Below are 13,945 nucleotides of genomic sequence, written 5' to 3' on the forward strand. Positions count from 1 at the left end.
TATGACAGAAGCGTTTATTTGCCTTGGTTCCAACCTTGGCAACCCAGAGCAGAATCTTACTGATGCTTTGGAACGGATTGAAAATGAGGAAGGGATTCGAATAAAGACACTGTCTTCGGTGTACTTTACAGAACCTCAGAACGTGAAAGAGCAGCCGTGGTTTGCAAACCGCGTGGCGTGTCTGGAATGTGATGAGCACCTTTCCGCCACAGAGCTTTTGAAAATCCTTTTACGGATTGAAATAGAGCTTGGAAGAGACCGAAGCGGTGCCGCGGTCCGTTTTGGTCCTCGCATGATTGATTTGGATATTTTGTTTTTTGGTCAGGATGTGGTGACGAGTGAGCTTTTGACTTTACCTCATCCCAGAATGACAGAACGGGCTTTTGTGCTGGTGCCTTTGGCAGAAATAGCTAGTGACATGGCCTTGCCCGGGAAAAAAATCTTGGTACGGGAAGCTCTTAATGCGCTTTCGTATCGGGTGGACGGACAAAAGATCTGGCAAGACGAATAGGGCGCTTTGCCCTTTTTATGAAATGCGAATATGAGACAGGTGCGGTTCCACAAAGTTCCGCACCTGTTTTTCAATACCAAGGAGACAATATGCTCAAGCTTGTCATTTTGCTCGTTTGTGTGTTTTTACTGTTCAAGCTGATAAAGGGTGACCAGAAAAAGAAGGTCGTAAAGGAACATAAAGAAAGTGAACGAATGGCGCGTTCTGGGGAGACAGTGAAGGACCCTGTGTGTGGTGCATATGTCTCAAAAGATTCTGCAATTCGAGTCAAAGATGAAGAGGGTGTCCATTGCTTTTGCAGCTATGAATGTCGAGACAAATATTTGAAACAAATTGAAGAAAAGAATTCATGATCAGGAAGAGGGCGTTGCGCGATGCGGCGTCTTTTTTTTGTAGAAAAAGTCGTTTGTTTTTGCGCATTTTCTTGTTGCTTATAGTCTCCTGTGATAAATTCGAATCTCTTTCTTTGAATTTTACGAGGAGACAAGAATGAAATTTTTTATAGATACTGCAAACCTTGCTGAAATCAGAGAAGCCAAAGAATTTGGGCTTGTTGATGGCGTAACAACGAATCCTTCGCTGTTTGCGAAGGAGAGTGAGAACTGGCGCACTCTTGCTGAGAAAATTTGTCAAGAGATAGAAGGGCCAGTGAGCCTGGAAGTTGTTGGGACGACGGCAAAGGATATGGTTCAGGAAGCACGAGAGCTGGTTAAGATCGGTCCCAATGTTGTTGTAAAGATTCCGATGCTGCTGGAAGGAATGAAGGCCGTCAAGATATTGAAGGAAGAAGGAATCGAAACGAATGTGACGTTGTGTTTTTCTCCGCTTCAGGCATTGATGGCGGCGAAAGCTGGCGCGTCGTATATTAGTCCTTTTGTGGGTAGGCTCGATGACATGTCATCGGAAGGAATGGAACTCGTCGAGCAGATTATGACTATTTATGGGAATTATAATTTCGCTACGCAAGTCCTCGTCGCGAGCATTCGAAATCCCGTACACATTTTGCAAGCGGCTTTGCTTGGTGCAGATGTCGCGACAGTCCCCTTTGGCGTATTCGGAAAACTCGCTAAACACCCGTTAACGGATATAGGACTAGAAAAATTTCTTGCTGACTGGGAAAATGCTCCTAAAAAATAACGAGCAGTTTGCTATCCAATAAAAGTACGCATAGAGGCCTCCTTATTCTTAAGGGGGCTTTTTTATTGATCTGCAGAAACGTGCTTCTAGCGAAAAGAGTAATGAAGAAGGCTTGTTTTTTCGAGTTGTTCTTAAAGTAGTTGTTAAAGAATAGAACTAAAAGCGTAAGTATACCAACGACTTAAGCAAAGCGCCAAGCAGAGTACCGGCCGACGTTTTTGCTCGAAGTCTTTCGTAAAACTGCTAGATATGAGTTTTTTGATAGTAGAAAACTCTCGATTTGTTGTGATCAGTTATGCGGTTGCTATAGATTAATGCCCTAATTAGAAAAAAGTGTGCAGATTTTAATATATGAGAAAGCCACTTAAGCGAGTACATTTTGGGGTTGGCTAGGGTGCCTAAAAAAATATCTAAGGCTTGAGCTTTTTTTTTGAGGCGCCTCAAGCAGAAACTTTTATAAGCGTATTTCTGAGTAGACGGTATCGGCGAGTAATAGCCTTTTGGGGCGCAAGTTTTTTAATAAATAGAGTTGCTAGTTCTGGTTAAGCGAATATTTTTTTGTTTAAAGGCGTAATATTCAAAAAGGATAAATTCCACAGGAAGGGGCTACGAAAAGAAAACTCCGTTTATTGTGGTTGTTGCCGTCTTGTTGAGGGGGCACAAGCAAAGCTAAGAAATAGAGTAATAACGCCGTGTGGATTTGAGCAAAAAAGCAGGATGATGAAGGGGGCGCTTGTCTCTCTAGCTGCGTATTTTCTCAGTGCGTTAGTTAAGAATGCTGAGGAAATTAGGACAAGGCAAAGGTGGATCCTTGGCGTGACGCTTTCTAAAAATTGTGTGTACGGCGATGGGAAGAAAATGGAATTAAGAGGTTTTAGCCAGGATATGATTGAAGAATATTTACGGGAACAAATAAGAGGTTCAGAGAATATGTGGGGAAAGCACATTTTGAGCTTTAATCTTATCCTGTCTGGGGCACCACGAGCACAGAGTTGATATTGTTAGGGCTTGCGAGTGAATTGGGCGGGATTTGTTGTTTTTGGTGGTTTTTTTTATATTTATATAAGTCTCATAATGTAAATTATGTTAACTTTTATATAGAAAAATAATATGGACTCCCTTTTATTTCAAGGCGTTAAGTCCAAATTAATTTTTGTGAAACAAGTCTCTGAGAGAGTTCTTTAGCTTTTGCAAAGCTCCCCCATCAACCTGATGGCCGTCCTAAATATTTTTCTTGTATTTGGCAAGAAATTGCATCTTGTGTTTTGTCATTTGCTCGGATGTTTTTATCTGTGCCTCCAGCCGGCTTATATTTTATTCCTTAGAGCTTTTAAGCCAATCCATGAATTAAGATTTGATTTTTTGTTTCGGATCTCTTTTCGTAAGAAAGGCAGCTTGAGGATTATTATTCCTAACTTAACGAAAGAAACCATGTTGTTGATGCTGTGAGTGCTCCTGCGCCAAAAAGATAACGCCCAAGCTCCTGGGAACTACCCACCAATCTCTGACCTTTAATCAAATGTGCGGGGTTTCAATAGGTAAAAAAGTAACTCTTTTCCCCCTTGAGTTTACTTGGCAATCTTCTGCAGCAAATTCGTATAGATATTTAAAGAATCATCAGTGCCCCACCCTTTTTTGTCTTAAAAGCTTTCTTAGGGGCTTATGCTGCGCTTTGTGTCGCATATTGGAAAAAGGTATCTTCTGAGGGATGAAAAACAGAATTGGCTCTAAGGCATTCTGCCATTATGAGCAGGTCAGATTCTCCTTGAGGAAGAGACAATAAATCTAGAAGACCTCGCAACATGGGGGCTTGGAGGCGCAGCCACTAGCGCCACACAGCGAGTTCTGTTTGGATTTAGTTATGGACAAGACCAAGAGCAGCTCAAACGCGGTGAAGATATGGGCTTGTATTGGGACTCATGAGGCGTCTATTCAGGGCGGTCATCCGGATTTTTTAGGAGTCATGCGCGCTATACCCTCGTGGCTATTCCTGATGCGGTTATTTTTAACAACAAAGATGATAGCCGTTTTTTTGGAAAACTAAGGTGCTTAGAGTGTTATATTTTTCTATGGAAGCATTTTTCATTTTCTTTTTAACTTTGTTAGCGAAAAGAATATATGACTCTGCATTGGCTTGTTTGGTTGAATTTTAGCTCGACACCATGCTTTTTAGCCCATCCGGGACCACTTTTGTAATTTTCTCGACGCAGCCTGCCACAACACGCTAAGCGGCAATTTGATTTAAGTCACAAGTATTCCCCTCGCCTCGTCGTGGCAGGGAGAAATTCAGTAATTAAAACTTCTAATATCTGCCCCGGGGCGCCCGTCCGTCGTATATTCTGTACGTTGATAGGATCTCGTATGCGTGTCGTCATTCATAAAATCTGGGGATCCTCTGCTTGCTCCTTGGAAAGGAATTGTAAAAGGCAGCTCTGTTTATTTTGACTTATGTGTTGAGTGTAAGAGTAAGAAGTCATAGCTGCCTAATAAACGCAATGGGCACTTTTTAAGTGCGCGGCGTAAAGGATTGAATGAGCTCCCACCCTACTTTTGAATTTTTTAGTTTATTAACTTTAGTTTTGTCAGGGCTTCCATTTTCTAATCGTTTGTCAAAAATGAATTAAATTCATTTTGTGCTTTTACAAAAAAAAACGATGAAGCGCCCTTCTGTACTATTGGATGGCTTTTTTTTTGACTTGTTGGTTTTTATGTTTGGCGTAAGCTTTTATGTGGATGCTGTTATTTTATCCTTACATAATTATGTTAACATTAAATTATTCTAAAAAATTAAATATTAGGCAATATCCTGATAATATTACTTTTTATGAATTCTTTTTCCCCCATATTTATATCTGAGCCTACTAACGTAGCATGAATTGGCCTCGCAGAATGCTGCGTGTGTACTCGCTGAATACACTGGCAAAGTATATTCTAGTCGCGCCACTACGATTCGGATCGAAACCTCAATGAATCTCTAATATTATAATAGTTATTAATCGCGAAATAAAATTAGCACTCTGTTTTTTCAAAACTTTTTTTAAAAATCCTCTACCCTTTTCTCTAATTTTATCTTTCTTATTTTAATTATGTAAACTTCAAATTCCACATTTTTTCTCATATCATTCTTTTCTACACTTCCCCAGAAAAAGCTTCTCTCCCCTTACTTTTCCACATAATAAGATATTACATTTTCAGACGTATAATTTTTTATTATGGCTCAATATACGCTATACAACGGTGATTACCAGCCTACAGCTTCTTTCTTTCATCTCAATTGCGCCAATTGATGGACTAAAAACGCATATTCAAGAACAAAGAGAACAGACAAATTTCATTATTTTTTATTTCAATAAAAGTGTCCCCTCCTCCCCTTCAAAACTTTATGCAATCTTCCTCTTATTTTGATTATGTAAACTTTTTAAAAATATCTTTCCTCTCTTTCTTTGTCTCTCCCCCTCTCCCTCCTGAATTATGTCACCTTTGCATCTTTTGTTCTTTCATTTTTACCAAATATATTAACTAGTATTGCTGCTTGTTCACACAGTTAATCCCAAAATTCAAACATACTTCTCTAACCAGAGCTAAAACATGCTCTCCGGACAACAACCACATCACTTTCAAAAACTTCATAAAATCTGCACATCGAATTATCCACGGCTAAACGTACAAACAGACACCCCTTTTGATCCCATGACATTCCCCTCTTTCCTCCAACTTTAAACACGACTCCTTGAGACATCTTCAATGGGCAGCTCTCTTGAAATACCCAGCGAATTCAAAATAATACCTCGGCCCCCTTTTGGGGTCGTCAAATATACATCCAAAGAACGTACTTAGCCAAGCCAGCCTCACCGATCCGTATCGAAGGAGCCTCCAAGTCCTTCCATCTCTGCTTTTGGGTTCCTCTTTTAAATAAATATCGTGCTAGACGCTTACGCATCACGAGTGCTCTATTCTTCTTATTTATTGATAAATCCGTATTGCGAACACAACGCCCCCACACCAAAGACCGCCCTAAATCCAAAAATACAAAACCAAACATATCTCTTCATATGCCTGCCACGTTTTCCCTTTTAGATTGCCGCATAAAGATCAAAAAATATCTCTTCAAAAAGAACGCTCAAACACGAACAGACATAAAGTGACATCAATTGCCCACCCCACAATTTCACAGGCAAGCCATGTGTAACATGGCTATATTTTTCTCATTCCTCCCCCACTCTTTATTAGAGAAAACTGCACGGCAATATACGAGAACGACAAGTGATTTACGTAGAAATTTGAGAAGCTTCTCTTTGCATCTCAAATGCTTTCGTTGCTGCTGTTATAGTCCAAAAACATTTAAATGATTCTTATTTTCAAATAATTGACAGACTTTGGAGCCTGTACCCCTCCAAGCACATCCCCACAAAAAAGCCACCCAAATAGCGCTTGGATGGCTTGGCTTAACCTCAAATACAGAACCCTCTGATAAAAAAGCCAGAATCACATCAAAGCAATTCTGGCGACGTTTTTACTTTAGGCCCCGCTCTTCCAAAAATAACCCAGGAAATTCCCAATCTTTGGCCGGCTGCGTCTTCCAGCGCTTATGCATCCAGAACCACTGTTCAGGATACCGCTGAACAATGCGCTGAACCGCTCCCGTATAGAATTCACAGACCTTCTGAATCCGCTCTTCCCGGCTTCCCGTCAGTTCTCTGGTGTCGAGCATCTCTTCGCAATGCACCTCAAAAGCGCCATTGCCATCTCGCAAAAGAAATACGGGACAAACATACGCCTTAGATCGCAAGGCAAGCAAAGCTGGCCCCATATTTACAGCCGCAAAGTCGCGCAAAAAGGGAAGAAAAACAGCTTCAGAAGTGCTGCAATTGTGGTCAACTAAAAAACCAACCATGCCCTTCTTACGCAAAACACGCAAAACTTTGAGCGCGACGTTACGATGATGGAAAATCTCAACATTTGGCTGCGTCCTCAGGCTCTTCATCACATTTGCCAAGGCATCGCCCCGGGGACGACGAACAACAACGGCCTTTGGAACATCATTGGACGCATACAGCTCAAGCATCCCGGTCAGCAGTTCCCAGGCTCCCATATGCGCTGTCGCCACAACAACAGGTGCATCTGCGGTGCGCACCCGTTCAAAAGCCTCCGGATCCGCAATTTTAATCTTTTGATGGGCAAAACCCCAATCAACATCCCGAGATTTAAATATTTCAACAAAAGAACGCCCACTGTGCATAAAGCTCTCTCGAGCAATTCTCTCAGCCTCACCACGAGACACCTGAAGCTGATGCTCAACGGCCTCAGTCGCAAGCTCTCGGCGACTCTTCAGCACAGCCCACAAGAGCTTGCCTAGCCCAGCGCCAAGCCGCTCAACAGATTCAAAACTCAAACGTTGCCCCATCCGGGCTATCGCTTCAAGCGCAACTTCTTTCATGGCCTTATATCCTCATTCCCGCGTAACATGCGCCTAAGATTGCGTGACTGTATAAAAAAATACGGCTTTGGAACCACAAAAGCTCTTTCTTCCGTCGAACTTCCAAGCGATTAATCAAATATTTGTTTGAAGCAGGGGTCACGGGGCCATTTTTAAGCGAAAAAGCAACTTCAACCGAGGTTTGCTTGACTGCTTCCAACGCTTCCGGAGCTACAGCTCCCCACGGCCAGCCTAACGATTTAACGCTTATATCTATTTTTTTGCTTAAACCGGTAACGCTCTGACTTATATTTTCTCTTACTCGTTTTTTGAAGCTACTTTTCGATTCAAATTCATGCTTATCTGGTAAATACGCCTGTATTGAAAACTCAGGGTAAATTTCACTAAGCGTTTTTTCACTGCTGCGTCCTTCATGCGCCCAATGATCTGGATGCCGAGCCTCTACTTGAGGATCTCCGGGGATCATCATATGTGTCATGGAATGTGAACCGATCTCAAACGTCCCATTTTCGACGATAGAACGAATTTCAGAGAGAGACATCCACGCTGACCTATCCCCTGATTGCAAAAAGCCTCTATGAGCCTCGTGAGCGATTATCTCAGTGTCTTGCCCCGGTTCATCCTCTGGGCGAATGCGATTGTTAATGACAAAAGAAACCCCGTGGAATCCCAAAGACTCAAAGTAGGGACTCACACGGGTATAGATATCACGGAAGCCATCATCAAAGGTAATGCACACAGAGGGAGCCTCCAGAGGCTTCCCCTCCAAAAAGGCTTTTAGCTCGCCAAGCGTCAGCGTTTGAACCCCTGCACTTTTGAGCCACTCCATTTGTGCCGTAAACTTCTTCCACGGCATCCCATTCCCGTCTATGTTATGATAACACAGTACAGGGACAGAACTTTTACCAAGTAGCTTAGCCCAGAGCATTCATCTTATCCTCAAATTTCTGAATTTCTGCAGCCAGAACTTCACCGCGCAACTTTTCCGTTGTCACCTCGTATGGTTCACCAAAAACAATACGACAACTCGAAAACGGGTGCGGCAAAATAAACTTGTCCCACGCTTTTTCAAAAACATAGGACCGCGACGGGAAAATACGCACTGGAACAAGCTTGGTCCGCGACTTTTGCGCCAAAAAGATAACACCTTCCTTGACTTTGTGACGAGGCCCTCGCGGGCCATCGACAGTCACAAAACCATTGCGATGCTCTTTTTTCATCAGACGGCAGGCTCCCATAAGAGCACGAACGCCACCACGGGAACTCGAACCTCTGGCAGTTGCAATTCCAACCCGATTTACAAGGCCCGCAGCTATTGCTCCATCTTCGCTCAAGCTCGCTATGCCAGCCCACTTCTTGCCCATCTGGTTCGCAGGAAAAGCAAAAAGCTCGTTATGCCAGCAGCCAACCGTCAAAAGATTCCCTTGTGCCCATTCTCTCTCCAAAGGCGCAACGTTTTCTAACGTAAAGCGAATAGTCAAACACCACAGGCGATAAACCCATGACATAGGATAAGACAGGAGAACAGGATTGACTTTGAGCTTCACGCGCGTTCCTCCTCAGAATGAGCATGACTAGTAGGGGTTGCAGAATGATTCAAGGCATCTTCAAACTGAATCCTGTACAGACGGGCGTAGAGTTCGCAGCTTTCCAAAAGTTCCGCATGTGGTCCCTGCGCTATAATCTGGCCTTTATCCATAACCACAATCTTATCTGCATTCAAAATGGTCGACAGCCTATGAGCAATCACAATGCTCGTTCTGTTTTCCATCAGATTTTCAAGTGCAGCCTGTACCTTTCGCTCTGCCTGAGTGTCCAGCGCACTGGTGGCTTCATCCAGAATCAAAAGTGATGGATTTTTGTACAATGCTCTCGCAATTGTCAGACGCTGCTTCTGGCCGCCAGAAATCTTTGCCCCACGCTCACCCAAAACCGTATCATAGCCTTCCGGCAGACTTTGGATAAAGTCACTTGCGTAGGCCATTTCAACACAGGTTGCGATGCGCGCGTCATCAATTTCATCCTGCCCATACGCAATATTCATCCGCACATCAGCATTAAACAGGAAGGTATCCTGACTGACAATGCCGATACTTTTTCGCAGTGACGAAAGCGTATACTCTTCGACAGCATCTCCATTAAAAAAGATCTGGCCTTTGGCCGGGGTATAGAAACGGGGAATCAAATTGACCAAAGTCGTCTTACCTGCGCCACTGGGACCAACAAGCGCGACCTTTTCTCCGGCATTGACTCTCAGCGTAATATCTTTCAGCGCAGGAACATCACTTCCAGGATAATACAGAGTGACTCCCTGCATATCCAAGGCTCGAAAATCTTCGGTCAGTTCCTTGTCACCCTCTTTCTCAACCGTATAATTCGGTGAATCCAAAATATCAAAAACTCGTTCAGCACCAGCAAGAGCGCGCTGGATGTCCATGTTTGCACTATTCAGCTTTTTCACAGGCGCATACATCAGACCAACCGCAACAAGAAAAGAAAAAAACGCGCCAGGTGTCGTTCCACCAGAAATAACCTGCGTTCCGCCGTACCACATAACAAACGCGGTTCCGACAGCTCCAACCAGATCCATCACGGGCGACGACAGCTCACTAAAAATAACCTCTTTCTGTGCAATGCGCACAAGCCGGTTATTCTCTTCTGCAAAATGCTGTGTTTCCCTGTCTTCATTGGCAAAGGCTTTGACGACCCGAATGCCACTAAAGATTTCCTGAAGGATAATATTGATGTCTGCAAGCTTGCTCTGATTCTTCCGGCCAATTTTCCTCAACTTTTTACCAAAATAAATGATGGGATAGACAGCAACAGGAAACCCAATCAGCGCAATACTCGCCAAAAATGGCTGCTGATAAAAGGCAACCGCGATCAGGCCAAGCATTTCAAGTCCCTGCCGAATGAGCATGACAATAGAAGGCAAGCTGTTTCGAATCATGGCAACGTCCATAGTGATTCGAGACATCAAATTACCGACCTGCTGTTCCTCAAAGAACCCAACAGGCAGGTGCATCATCTTTCCATGCAGCTCATTCCGCAAAGTTTCGAGAACCTTGAGACCGCACATTCGCATTTCATAATTCTGAAGGTATCTAAAAATACCTTTCAACAAAAAAACAACGACATACGCAAGGGGAATGACAACAAGCGCTTGAGCATTTCTGTTACCAAAAATATCATCAAACGCTGGCTTAACCAGATACGCAGCTGCGCCAGAACAGGCGGCCACAATTGCCATAGAAACAATGGCAAGCAAAATTCGAAACTTATACGGCAGAAAATACCCAAGACAGCGCTTCAGAAGCGCCATACTCTTGGGGGACTGCGTCTTTTCTTTTCCCACGTAATTACTCCCCTTGGGATATATGGAATGGCCTGCCCTCAGTCAGGACAGGTCCAATATGTCTTATGACAAGCGATTCTGATAAAAAAAACCAGGCCGTAAATCCAGTGAAAATTTTTGCAGAAAAACCAAACGGCTAGCCCTGCTTTTTTATCTTGTACCGTGTTTTTCTATCCACAGCACGAGAAATGATTCAAAATATCTATTTGACCCAAACAGGCAGAAAGGATTCCATGTTTTTCTTGAAGGAGATAATATTATGGCAGAGAAAATCATGGACTGCAAAGGACTTGCCTGTCCTCAGCCCGTTCTGAATGCAAAAAAAGCTATTGAAACTGAGCACCCGGAAACACTGCGCATTTTGGTCGACAACGAAGCTGCCGTCCAGAATGTCAGCCGATTCGTTTCCTCCAAAGGATATACGGTTGACGCTAAAGAAACCGGCGAAAAAATTTGGACCCTGACAGCCCACCGTAACGACAGCTCCTCAGACACCGAGGGCTGCGCTGAGTGCGAAGTCATGACCTCACAGGCTCTGGAAGCCATCGACCAGAAAGTCACTGTCTTTATTCAGCGGGACACACTGGGTTCTGGTGACGATGAGCTGGGTTCCAAGCTTATGCTGAATTTTCTTTCCACTCTGCCCGAATTCGGTGACGAACTCTGGCGTGTTGTTCTTGTCAACGGCGGCGTCAAGCTCACAACCGAAGAGAATCCCTGCTGCGAAAAGCTCAAAGAGCTTGAAAAAATGGGTGCAGGCATTCTAGTTTGTGGCACCTGTCTTGACCATTTTGGTCTCCTGAAACAGAAAGCCGTCGGTGAAACCACAAATATGCTCGACGTTGTGACCAGTCTTCAGCTTGCTTCCAAGGTCATAAGCGTCTAAAACAGGGCTATGCCCAATCATACAAATAAAACAACACAAGCAGGGGCTTCGGAAACGAAAGCCCCTGCTCTTTTACGCATAAACAAGGCGCTTGCCCTCGCTGGCGTCTGCTCCCGACGAGCCGCTGACGAATTGGTCGCGGCTGGCCGCATCACGGTAAATGGCTCACTCATTGCCGAAGCAGGGACCAAAATCGACCCTGCCAAAGACGAAATTGCTTTTGATGGAAAGCCCGTCACCATCCCCCACCAAGGTTCAGAAGAACATGTCTACCTCATGATGAACAAGCCCATCGAGGTCATGACAACCCTGAGCGATCCACAGGGCCGGCGAACAATCCTCGACATCCTGACGCCAGAACAGCGCCAGCGCCGAGTTTTCCCTATTGGTCGCCTTGACTATTTTTCCGAAGGGCTTTTGCTGATGACCACGGACGGAGAGCTGGCAAACAGGCTGACTCATCCCCGCTGGCATCTGCCTAAGCTCTACCTTGTTCGTGTGCGCGGTGACGTCACCCGAAGCAAGCTTGAAATCATGCGTAACGGCATGCGTCTGCGTGAAGGCGAAGAACTGGCTCCTATTGAAGTCCGCATCCTTCCTGATGATCCGGGCCGCGGCACGGTTATCCTTATGACCCTGATTCAGGGCATTAACCGACAGATTCGCCGCATGTGCCGAGACCTGAATCTGACAGTTCTGGGTCTGCGCCGCATCCAGCAGGGACCAATCGGTCTTGATACGCTGGAACGTGGCAAAGCTCGTGAGCTTACAGCTGAAGAAGTCTCCCGCCTCAAGCAGGCCGTTGGCATGGAGGCGAAACCTGCGCCGCCCGAAAAGCCCCAAAAAGCTGCAACTCCACAAAAAAGGGAACGTCCAGCACGGGACAACAGGGCACAGTATGATACCCCGCACAGGCAGGACAAACGGCGTGGTCGCCCTACCGACTCTCGTTCCGAACACCGTTCAGGAAAAAGAGAAGACAGAGACCAGCGCCCAAGACGTTCTGGAGACTCAGCTCCACGAAGCCGGGATCAGGAACAGCGCCCGCAGCGCGACAGGAATTCCAACCGAAACAGCTGGGGACGCCGCGATAACGATTCAAGGCCACAGCGCTCCCGTTCGGGCCGCAACAAGGGCTGGAACAAATAAACACGTTTTCAAAAACGAAGGCGAGATATTCGTATCTCGCCTTTTTTCATCTCTTTTACTGAGGCTGAGCAGGATTTGTCACCAGCTCAGTCCCCTTGGGGGGCGTAAAGCGAAAGTCATCCTGCACAAAGCTGGGATTCTCCTGAACCTTGCTCATGGTCACATCGTTCACATTTCCAAAAAAATCTATCAGCTGAACCCGCTCAAGAAGCCAGTTCTGGGTATCAACCCACACAAAGGCCTGAACCAGATTCGGCTCTGGCTCATTGGGAACCAGCTCCAGCTTCACGCTTGCGCCTTTCTCATCAACAAGACTCACCGCAAAATCTTCATCCAGCCGGGCCTGTCCAGAGAGAAAGCGGAGCATCGTCTTGGAACCTATCACCTGCTTTCTTTCATAGACATATGCGGTTTCTTCTTCCGGGAAGTACTCCCAGACCTTCTCCTTGCCAACAACCAGCAGCTCTGGTTCTGGCGTCAGCGTCTTCCAGCGAATGAGCGCAGGCTGCTGAAACTTCAGGGTTCCAGTTCGATTCTCGACCTTTCCACTTGAAGCATTTGTCAGGACCTGCGTAATGTCTGCACTCAGCCCCTTCACGCTCTCATATTTTTTTTGGACCGCGACAAGCACGTCCTGAGTTTTCGAAGCCGCAAGCGCTGCCTGCGGAACACCCAGCAGACAGACAAACAGGCTTGCAATGATGGCAATACATGCACATCTTTTCAAAAAAGTCAGAGACATAGGTTCTCCTCACCCCACTCCGGGATTCTGGTTGCACTCATATATAAAAGCTGTAAAGATCAGCTTAGGTTATAAGAAAAGAGAATGGTCATAAAGACCTTTCACAAACATCACACGCTGACAAAATCACTTTTCAGCCAGTGCCACGCTAATGGAGGTCAGGACATGCTGCACCATATCCCCTACATTGAGCAACGCAGGGTTGAGGCCAAAATGCTCCGAAACGTCTATGAGGTTCTCAAAAGCCGATCTGACGAAACACGAGCACTGGACCTCGTTCGTATCATTGTCGAAAAAGCTGCTTTAGAGGAGGGACAGGCCTTTGCGCTCACAGCCCCGGACGGGAAGCCCTCTCTTGAGCACTTTAGCCAGATTGCGGACACATGGGGAGAAAATGGCGCGCTGAAATTTAGCCGACGGGAGCTCTCCGGTTCAACCTTTATTCTTGATGTCAGTTCCTGTGCGTATGCCAGAATGTATCTGGATGAGCTTGGGCTCTCTCCGAGCCTTGCCCAGACTCTGGGATGCCACCGGGATTTGGCCTTTGCAAAAGGGTATTCGCCTCACCTTCAACTCGCTCGCTCATCGACTCTTGTCGAAAATGCCGCTCAGGTCTGCCCGTTCCGCTATGTCTGGACCGAAAGCAGACATCCAGCCTAAAAATCACATCATAAAAAAAAGGCGGTGCGCTCCTCATGAGAAACGCACCGCCTTTTTGTAGTCTTTTC

10 protein-coding genes are annotated in these 13,945 nt (G+C 45.4%); 5 read left to right on the plus strand and 5 right to left on the minus strand.

Annotation, left to right across the window (positions count from 1 at the left end):
• Nucleotide 1 precedes the first annotated feature (1 nt).
• Together folK and fsa are read left to right on the plus strand one after the other, a co-directional pair.
• A complete protein-coding gene (gene folK, locus B5D23_RS07075) occupies nucleotides 2–511 on the plus strand; it encodes a 2-amino-4-hydroxy-6-hydroxymethyldihydropteridine diphosphokinase (RefSeq protein ID WP_078684721.1) in 510 nt (169 codons plus the stop codon).
• 489 nt (nucleotides 512–1,000) lie between these two features.
• Nucleotides 1,001–1,648, plus strand: coding sequence for a fructose-6-phosphate aldolase (gene fsa / locus B5D23_RS07085; protein WP_078684723.1), 648 nt, complete (start codon nucleotides 1,001–1,003; stop codon nucleotides 1,646–1,648).
• Nucleotides 1,649–6,161: 4,513 nt separating this feature from the next.
• Here fsa and B5D23_RS07105 read toward each other — a convergent pair.
• From B5D23_RS07105 to B5D23_RS07120, 4 genes are read right to left on the minus strand one after another with little or no spacing between them, the layout of a single operon-like run.
• Nucleotides 6,162–7,085, minus strand: coding sequence for a lysophospholipid acyltransferase family protein (locus B5D23_RS07105; RefSeq protein WP_078684727.1), 924 nt, complete (start codon nucleotides 7,083–7,085; stop codon nucleotides 6,162–6,164).
• A gap of 4 nt (nucleotides 7,086–7,089) precedes the next feature.
• A complete protein-coding gene (locus tag B5D23_RS07110; RefSeq protein WP_078684728.1) occupies nucleotides 7,090–8,013 on the minus strand; it encodes a polysaccharide deacetylase family protein in 924 nt (307 codons plus the stop codon).
• Complete coding sequence (locus B5D23_RS07115; RefSeq protein WP_078684729.1) at nucleotides 8,000–8,632, minus strand: lysophospholipid acyltransferase family protein; 633 nt, start codon at nucleotides 8,630–8,632, stop codon at nucleotides 8,000–8,002. The genes B5D23_RS07110 and B5D23_RS07115 overlap by 14 nt, the downstream gene beginning before the upstream one ends.
• Entirely contained in the window at nucleotides 8,629–10,407 is a 1,779-nt protein-coding gene (locus B5D23_RS07120; protein WP_078684934.1) for an ABC transporter ATP-binding protein, read from the minus strand. Before B5D23_RS07120 ends, B5D23_RS07115 begins: the two co-directional genes overlap by 4 nt.
• A gap of 292 nt (nucleotides 10,408–10,699) precedes the next feature.
• Here B5D23_RS07120 and yedF point away from each other — a divergent pair, with 292 nt between their 5' ends.
• Together yedF and B5D23_RS07130 are read left to right on the plus strand one after the other, a co-directional pair.
• Complete coding sequence (yedF, locus tag B5D23_RS07125) at nucleotides 10,700–11,326, plus strand: sulfurtransferase-like selenium metabolism protein YedF (RefSeq protein WP_078684730.1); 627 nt, start codon at nucleotides 10,700–10,702, stop codon at nucleotides 11,324–11,326.
• Nucleotides 11,327–11,335: 9 nt separating this feature from the next.
• Entirely contained in the window at nucleotides 11,336–12,475 is a 1,140-nt protein-coding gene (locus tag B5D23_RS07130) for a pseudouridine synthase (protein WP_078684731.1), read from the plus strand.
• A 55-nt stretch (nucleotides 12,476–12,530) separates the two neighbouring features.
• Here B5D23_RS07130 and B5D23_RS07135 read toward each other — a convergent pair whose 3' ends face one another.
• Entirely contained in the window at nucleotides 12,531–13,217 is a 687-nt protein-coding gene (locus B5D23_RS07135; protein ID WP_078684732.1) for an outer membrane lipoprotein periplasmic chaperone LolA, read from the minus strand.
• Nucleotides 13,218–13,382: 165 nt separating this feature from the next.
• Between B5D23_RS07135 and B5D23_RS07140 the strand changes: the two genes are divergently transcribed.
• The gene (locus B5D23_RS07140; protein WP_159445946.1) at nucleotides 13,383–13,877 is read left to right on the plus strand and encodes an L-2-amino-thiazoline-4-carboxylic acid hydrolase; all 495 of its coding nucleotides are present in this window, start codon (nucleotides 13,383–13,385) and stop codon (nucleotides 13,875–13,877) included.
• Nucleotides 13,878–13,945: the final 68 nt, after the last annotated feature.

The organism is Desulfobaculum bizertense DSM 18034 (genome assembly GCF_900167065.1).
Taxonomy (GTDB): domain Bacteria; phylum Desulfobacterota; class Desulfovibrionia; order Desulfovibrionales; family Desulfovibrionaceae; genus Desulfobaculum; species Desulfobaculum bizertense.

What these genes read in the sequence shown, in the direction of transcription:
- B5D23_RS07120 (WP_078684934.1), bottom strand. Translation starts at nt 10,407, where the DNA reads ATGGCGCTTCTGAAGCGCTGTCTTGGGTATTTTCTGCCGTATAAGTTT.
- B5D23_RS07135 (WP_078684732.1), bottom strand. Translation starts at nt 13,217, where the DNA reads ATGTCTCTGACTTTTTTGAAAAGATGTGCATGTATTGCCATCATTGCA.
- yedF (WP_078684730.1), top strand. Translation starts at nt 10,700, where the DNA reads ATGGCAGAGAAAATCATGGACTGCAAAGGACTTGCCTGTCCTCAGCCC.
- folK (WP_078684721.1), top strand. Translation starts at nt 2, where the DNA reads ATGACAGAAGCGTTTATTTGCCTTGGTTCCAACCTTGGCAACCCAGAG.
- B5D23_RS07110 (WP_078684728.1), bottom strand. Translation starts at nt 8,013, where the DNA reads ATGCTCTGGGCTAAGCTACTTGGTAAAAGTTCTGTCCCTGTACTGTGT.
- B5D23_RS07105 (WP_078684727.1), bottom strand. Translation starts at nt 7,085, where the DNA reads ATGAAAGAAGTTGCGCTTGAAGCGATAGCCCGGATGGGGCAACGTTTG.
- B5D23_RS07130 (WP_078684731.1), top strand. Translation starts at nt 11,336, where the DNA reads ATGCCCAATCATACAAATAAAACAACACAAGCAGGGGCTTCGGAAACG.
- B5D23_RS07140 (WP_159445946.1), top strand. Translation starts at nt 13,383, where the DNA reads ATGCTGCACCATATCCCCTACATTGAGCAACGCAGGGTTGAGGCCAAA.
- fsa (WP_078684723.1), top strand. Translation starts at nt 1,001, where the DNA reads ATGAAATTTTTTATAGATACTGCAAACCTTGCTGAAATCAGAGAAGCC.